General features: G+C 59.8%; 5 protein-coding genes. All 5 read left to right on the top strand.

Annotated features, from left to right (window positions below; translation table 11 throughout):
• Positions 1 to 662: hypothetical protein (locus tag IP76_RS23325; RefSeq protein WP_197278362.1), on the top strand; the 662-nt coding region annotated here is incomplete at its 5' end.
• 14 nt (positions 663 to 676) lie between these two features.
• Positions 677 to 2,374 (top strand): ATP-binding cassette domain-containing protein, encoded by a 1,698-nt coding sequence (locus IP76_RS16375; RefSeq protein WP_082352572.1) that lies wholly within the window; start codon positions 677 to 679, stop codon positions 2,372 to 2,374.
• Positions 2,371 to 4,647, top strand: a complete 2,277-nt coding sequence (locus tag IP76_RS16370; RefSeq protein WP_054159308.1) for a peptidase domain-containing ABC transporter — start codon at positions 2,371 to 2,373, stop codon at positions 4,645 to 4,647. The genes IP76_RS16375 and IP76_RS16370 overlap by 4 nt, the downstream gene beginning before the upstream one ends.
• Entirely contained in the window at positions 4,644 to 6,002 is a 1,359-nt protein-coding gene (locus IP76_RS16365) for an HlyD family type I secretion periplasmic adaptor subunit (protein ID WP_156318611.1), read from the top strand. The genes IP76_RS16370 and IP76_RS16365 overlap by 4 nt, the downstream gene beginning before the upstream one ends.
• Positions 6,002 to 6,955, top strand: a complete 954-nt coding sequence (locus IP76_RS16360) for a response regulator (protein ID WP_245281483.1) — start codon at positions 6,002 to 6,004, stop codon at positions 6,953 to 6,955. The genes IP76_RS16365 and IP76_RS16360 overlap by 1 nt, the downstream gene beginning before the upstream one ends.
• Positions 6,956 to 6,961: the final 6 nt, after the last annotated feature.

Here is a 6,961-nt window from a genome sequence, read left to right as displayed (position 1 = left end):
TTGGCGGCACGTCGGGCTCCCTGCTTGACGGCCTCTCCGGCATCGGTGGCGGCAGCGGTCTCATTGGCGGTACACCGAATCAGACCGGCGATACCGACCTCACCCTCGACGCCACCGCTGACCTGCCGCTCGTCGCGCCCATCATCGCCGATGTCGATGTGAACCTCGACCCGGTCGAGGATCTGCTCGGCACCGATATTGACGTCGACCTCGATGCGGTCGCCGATCTGGATCAGGCAATCGCTGCAGCCGACAGTTTGCTGGGCAGTCTGGATACGGCCCACCCGGCGGACACAACATCGACCGGCGATACCGATCTTTCTCTGCACCTGGACGCGTTCGGCCAGATCACCGGGGACGTGGACATCAATCTTGACGTCATCGAGCAACTGCTCGCCACCGACATAGACGTCGATGTCGGGTTCGGACTGGATCTCGGAAATTTCGACACGCTCGCTGGCACAGATAGTGGGCTGTCCGGTGGCAATCTGACCCTAAGTGAACTCCTGACTCTCGACAGCGGAACCTCCAGCGGCCTCGTGACCAACACGCTCGATGCCAGCACCTCCTCCGTCTCAGCCGTCACAACCTCGACAACGAGCACCCTAACCTCCCTGACGCAGTCATTGACTGGCAAGTTCGGTGGCGGACTTTTCGGTTAAAGACGAAGGATTTTATGAGGACTATTGAGGGAAATTCGACTGGCGCACCTGTTACCCTCTACAGGGCGCCAGTCGCCATATTGCTCATCATGACCATGGCTCTCAACATCTTGAGCCTGACGGTGCCACTGGCCGCGCAACTGATCTTCAACCGCATTCTGCCCTCGCCAGGGTCTTCAACCCTCTCTGTCGTGGTGGGTGCGGTCGCCATTCTTGCCATCGCGGAAGCGGTGATCCGTCTCGCGCGTGGTTACATCATGTTAGAGGCAGGCCGCGTCACGACAGCCGATATAACCCGCAAGCTGCTCAGCCGGCTGATTGCCAGCGACTACACGCCCGGATCGCGAGGGGCCGCCCGGAGCCTCGACTACTTCACCCGCATCGCCCAGGTGTCGGAGCGCCACAGCGGAAAGCTGCTCGTCGCAGCCGCCGAACTGATGTTCCTGCCCGTTATCCTCTTCCTGATTTTTGCCATTTCTCCCACGCTCGGTGCACTGTTCTGCATCTGTCTGTTCGCCGGGCTTCAGCTTTCGCTGAATGGTGCAACGGCGCTACGCCGACAGGCCGCGCTGCTAAACCGTCTGGTAGAGCGGCGCTATCGATTCCTGCTCGGAGTGCTCTCGGCCATTCATCATCTGAAGGCCCAAGTGATCGAAGAACCCATGCTGCGACGCTATGAGGAGATGCAGCGCGGCATTGCGCGAACCAGCATGCGAACAGCCGATGCATCAAACCATCTGCTGAACGGCGTACTGCTCACCAATCAGGCGATCACGATCACCGCTCTGATCTATGGCGCCTATGCGATTAACAGCGGAATCATGACGCTCGGCGCCCTGTCGGCCGTCATCTTGCTTGGTGGTCGGCTGATTGCCCCCGTTCAGCGTGCGGTCTTCATCCTCGTTCAGGCTCGCGATCTCTGCGACGCAGAAGATGTTGTCTCAGAAATCATGCACAAACCCGTGGCGCGGCCTGCCACCGAACCTCTGCTGACTGAAAATCTGGGACGCCTTGAGTTGTCGCGCGTGGGCTTCAAGGCTGGCGAGACCCCGGAATACCGTTGCAGAAATATTGATCTGGCATTGCGCCCGGGAGAAATGATCGCGCTGGCTGGCCCCGACAAGATGCTTTCCTCCCGCCTTTTACGGATCATGGCCGGAATCGAGCGTCCCGACGAAGGCAAGGTGACCCTGAATTCTCACCCGATTGATGACTTCCCCCTTGGGCAATTGAACCGCTCCGTCGCCTATGTTTCCGGCAATTCGACGCTATTTGCCGGGACCATTCGAGACAACATTACCCGCTTTGGAGAAGTGTCGCTGGAGGAAGCGTGGAGCGTTGCTTTGTTGATGGGGATCCAAGGCGCCCTCAACGAGCTCCCCAGAGGCTTGGACACTCCCGTTACCGGGACGGCCAGCGAGAACCTGCCAACCAGCCTATGCCAACAGCTTGCAATCCTTCGCGCCATCGTTTTGCGGCCGCGCATCCTCTTGCTGGATGATGTCGATCGCGGATTGGACCGTCAAAGCTACGGAAACCTCCAACGCTTCATGGCTGCCATTCGTGGCCAGGCGACAATGGTCATCGTATCCGACGATCGCAATCTGACGGCCGGTGCCGAGCGAAGCCTCATGATCACAGAATCCGGACTGCGCCCCGACGAAGCCGGCACGCCGCGCAGCATCGCCACCTACAGGAATTTGGTACTATGAACGCCGCCCTTGAGATGCGCCGCAAGCTCCGGGCTGAGTTTCCTTCTCCTGCTGCAACACCAGCAGCACAGACGGCGGCACCCATGTCCAACCAGAGGATGCGGGGCGATCGCCTCGAGACCAGCGTTGACGTCAAATCAGACAAACCAACAATGTCGCGCACGGCTGCAATATTCGAGCTCCAGGGCAGCGAGCCCCGCGCAACCGAGCTTTTCTGCGCTCTGATCCAGAGCTGCGGGCAGGAATTTCCGGTCAAAACCCTCCTGAACGCCATCCCAGCCGGTGGATTGAAAAACCAGCCGGATTCGATCATCGCCTCCATGGCTAACCTCGGTTTCTATGTGACCGAACATCGGTTCGACTGGGAGCGCTGGAGTTTCTCAAGACAACCGGTCGTCCTTGACACCGCGATCGGTCCGCAACTTTTGACAGCCGATCTCAGTGGTGGCCTCAAGAGCGGTCGCCTCGCCAGCGGCACGCAGAGCCGCGTCATCGAGTCCGGAGCGCGCGAACTGAACAACTTGCGGTGCTGGGTCTTCCGGTTCGAGAGTGCCAGTAACCCACTTTCACCGCTGGCGCGCACGCATACAAGCTACAGCTGGGCCCGCGCCTTGCTCGCCCGCTTCCCCCGCATTCCCTATGTGATGATACTGCTCAGCCTTGCACTCGCGGTTACAGGCATTCTGTTTCCTTTGGCTATCGCCGTCTTCTTCGGAGAGGTGATCCGGCTTTCGACATTTTCCACCATGCCGCAGCTCGTCGTCGGTTTGTTGATGCTGGCAACATTCGAGACTGTTTTCGTTTTGCAGCGCGCCAAGATCTCTGCCTGGTTGGCCAGCCGTCTTGAGTTCCTGGTCAACACCTCATCTTTCGCGCAGATCCTGAGACTGTCTCCGATGCTCTCGGAGCGCGCCGCACCCACGACCCAGGCTGCTCGCCTGCGCTCCTTCGAAAGCATTCGCGACTTCTGCAGCGGACCAACCTTCTCGACCCTGCTGGACCTGCCGATTTCGCTGCTTTCCCTGGTATTTGTCGGAATAGTCTCGCTTCCGGCCCTCGGCATTATCACGGGGTCGATTATCCTGATGATGACCGTATTCCTTCTCGCCTGGAGAAAGGCTGCCGTGCTGACCAGTATTGCGGCCGATGAAGCGACGGAAATGCAACGGCTGGCGATCGAAACGCTGGATAAACTCGATCTCATTCGCAGCACCGGAATGCAGGAGGTCTGGAGCCAGCGCCTTGATCGGGTCGCGGAGCGAGACCAGACTGCCCAACTTCGTCTGCGGTTCACCGGTCAGGTCGCAGAAAGCCTTTCCTCAGCGCTTTACACCTTTGCAATCATCGCCGTGATGGCCGTGAGCGCCGTCGGCGTCTGGCAGGGAGCGATGACGGGGCCCGCCCTCCTCGCCCTCGTGATCGTAAGCTTGCGGATACTGCTGCCGTTTCAGACGATGTGTCTGTCCGTCCTGCGTTTCGAGCAGATCCGACGAAGCCTGGGCCAGATCAACACACTGATGGATCTGCCCACGGAATCGCAAGCCGAGCGCGAGAAAAATCGCCTCATGCCTCTGACCGGCGCCATCAGTCTGGTGAATGTCGGCTTCAAAGCGGCCGACACGCGTCCGGTCTTCGTCGGCCTCGATCTGGAGGTGGAGCCCGGTGAGGTGATCGGCATCTACGGTGCAAATGGGACCGGCAAGTCATCCGTCTTCAAGATGATCCTCGGCATGGTGGACACGACGCTGGGCGCCGTTCGGATCGACGGCGTCGACATTCGGCAGCTTCCCTTGCACGAATTGCGCCGCCGCGTCTCCTATGTCCCCCAATCGCCCAAGCTGTTTCCGGGAACGCTGCGACAGAACCTTCTATCGGCCAATCCTTTGGCGACTGACATGCAAGTTCGCCAGGTCCTGGGTTCCGTCGGTCTCCTGACGATCATCGATCGTTTGCCGGATGGCCTGGAGACGAATGTCCTCGGACCCGACGACGATCGCTATTCGGAAACATTCCGCTATCAGTTTGCTTTCGCTCGGGCGCTGCTGATCAACAGCAAACTGTTCTTGATCGACGAGATACCGAACGCTCTTCTCGATGGCGGCGTGGGCCCGATCCTGGATCGCCTGCTTCAAGAGTTCCGCGGCAAACGAACCGTGATGTTCATCTCGCACCGATCGGATTTCCTGCAGCGCGCGGACCGCGTCATCGCACTCCGTTACGGCAAGGTCCCTCTTGTGAACAAACCTCAAACTATCATGGAGCGTGCATCGTGAAGTCTTTGCGGGAGGTCGTAAGGCTGATTTCGTCGAGCGTTCTTCCCCATGCGGGAGAGCTGGCAAGCACGATGGGCCAACCCGTTCTCGTGCGCGAGACGGTCCCTAGCAAATATGCCCGTGTGATCGGGCTTACTGTCGCCACATCGGTTTTCTTCGGTGTGGCCTGGACGACCGTCGCGCGTGTCAGCGAGGTGGCTGTCGCGACAGGCTCACTCCTGCCCGTCGGCTTCGAGCAGTCCGTTCAACATCTCGAAGGCGGGATCGTCCAATCCATAGACGTTGAAGAAGGACAGATCGTCGAGGCCGGCCAACGCCTGATCACACTGCGCGACGCATCTACCTTCGAAGACGGGGAGACCATGGAGCGGCAGAAAAACGACCTCCTTGCCCAGATCGAAGCTCAGAGGGCATTGGCGGACAACCGCATGCCTGACTTCAGCTTCCTCCCCTCCGAATTTTCTGCTGAAAGACGAAACAGCCTGAACGCCTTCGAGGCTGAGCGTGCCAATCTCGATTCCCAGCTGCGCGAAATCGACAGGCAGATCACCCAGGCTCGATTGTCCTATGACGTTACCGCCAGCGAACTGGACAATGCCAGAGCCGAAGCCAGTGATGCCGAATTTGAGCTGGAGCGCTTCCGCGTCCTGCTGAAGAAGGGGGTCGCCACAAAGGTACAGGTCAGTGAACGGACACGCCTTGTCGGCCGTGCCAAGACGAATGTTGCGACGGCGGCGAGCCGCGAAAGGGGGGCCGCAGAACGGCTGGCCGAAGTGGAGCAGCAGAAGGCAAGTGTCATGGCGCGCGCGCGATCGGCAACGAGCCAGCGTATTCTTGAACTGGAGGCTGCCCTGACCTCCCTCGAAGGCAATATCCGCAAGAAGGACGGCCGCCGTGACCGTCTTGATGTCGATGCGCCGATTGCAGGAATCGTCAAATATCTTGGAGTTCGCGGCCCCGGCGAAGTGGTTGCGCCTGGCGAGCAAATCGCCGTCATTGTTCCGACGTCGGGACCGCTTGTAGCGCAGACACGCGTCGCGGCGAGCCAGATCGGCTACCTCAAGGAGGGGCAGGAGGCCAACGTCAAGCTGACCGCTTACGACTTCACGCGCTTCGGCTGGCTGAGCGGTCGCGTCTCCTCCATCTCTCCGTCTGCTTTTCAGGAAGAAGGCCAGGGCTCCTACTACATGGTCAAGCTGGAGTTGGCCGACAACCGGCTGGCGCGTTTGCCTGATGCGCCGATTCTGCCAGGAATGGAACTGACAGCGGACATCATCACCGGCGACAAGACCGTCTTTCAGTATTTGTTGACCCCGTTGCAACGCAATATCGGCACGGCCTTCGGAGAACGTTGATGATGTCCACATCCTCTGTCCCAACAATGCAGCCGGGCCCTGTCGGCCAGTCGCTTGGGCGTGTCCTCATCATTGATGATGACCGCATGGGCCTAACCATGCTTGCCTCTATGGTTGAGGAGCTTGGTTATGTGGTCGAGACGGCCGTTAACGGTGCGGAGGCCTACACGCTCTTGCGCGAGGACCCTGGGCGTGCGGATCTCGTCATTACTGATCGCATGATGCCGGTCATGGATGGTCTGGCTTTGACGCGCCGCCTGAAACGCGACCCGGAAACGACCGATATTCCGATTATCATGCTGACCGGAGCAACGGAGGCGAGCGACATCGCTGCAGGACTGGAAGCCGGGGCCTTTTACTATCTCGTAAAGCCGGCGGCCGAACAGCTCGTCACCTCCGTGCTTCAGTCGGCGATGCAGGAAGTGCGGCGCAAACGGAAAGTCACCGATAAGATCGGCGCCCATCAATCTGCGTTCGCCAATATTCGCATCCTTCGCATGGCCCTGGCGGCACCCCAGGATGTCGAACCGGTCTGCAGTCTCTTGTCGAGCGTGCACCCGACGCCGGACAAGGTCGTGCAGGGCATTTATGAACTGGTTCAGAACGGCGTGGAGCACGGCGTGCTACGATTCGGCCTGCAAGAGAAGCAGCGCCTGCTCGGCCTTGGCACCTGGCGGGACGCTCTAGCCGAAAGAAGTGCCGACCCCGCCTATCGGGGGGAAGTGGAGGCGACCATCATCCGAAAGGAAGACGCCCTCATCCTCACCGTGAAAGACCCGGGCCCCGGATTTGCCTGGCGCCAGCATCTGACTGTCGATCCTGCCCGGTCATCCGCCTTGTGCGGTCGCGGCATCGCCCGCGCAAACACACTGATCTTCGACAAGCTCGTTTACAACGAAGTCGGCAACGAGGCGACGGCCCTGATGCGACTGCAAAAACCTGCGAAGTGGTAGTCTGCC

Origin of the sequence: Rhizobium sp. AAP43 (assembly GCF_001296045.1) — a bacterium.
Classification (GTDB): Bacteria; Pseudomonadota; Alphaproteobacteria; order Rhizobiales; family Rhizobiaceae; genus Allorhizobium.
This window is presented reverse-complemented; position numbering and strand designations above follow the sequence as displayed.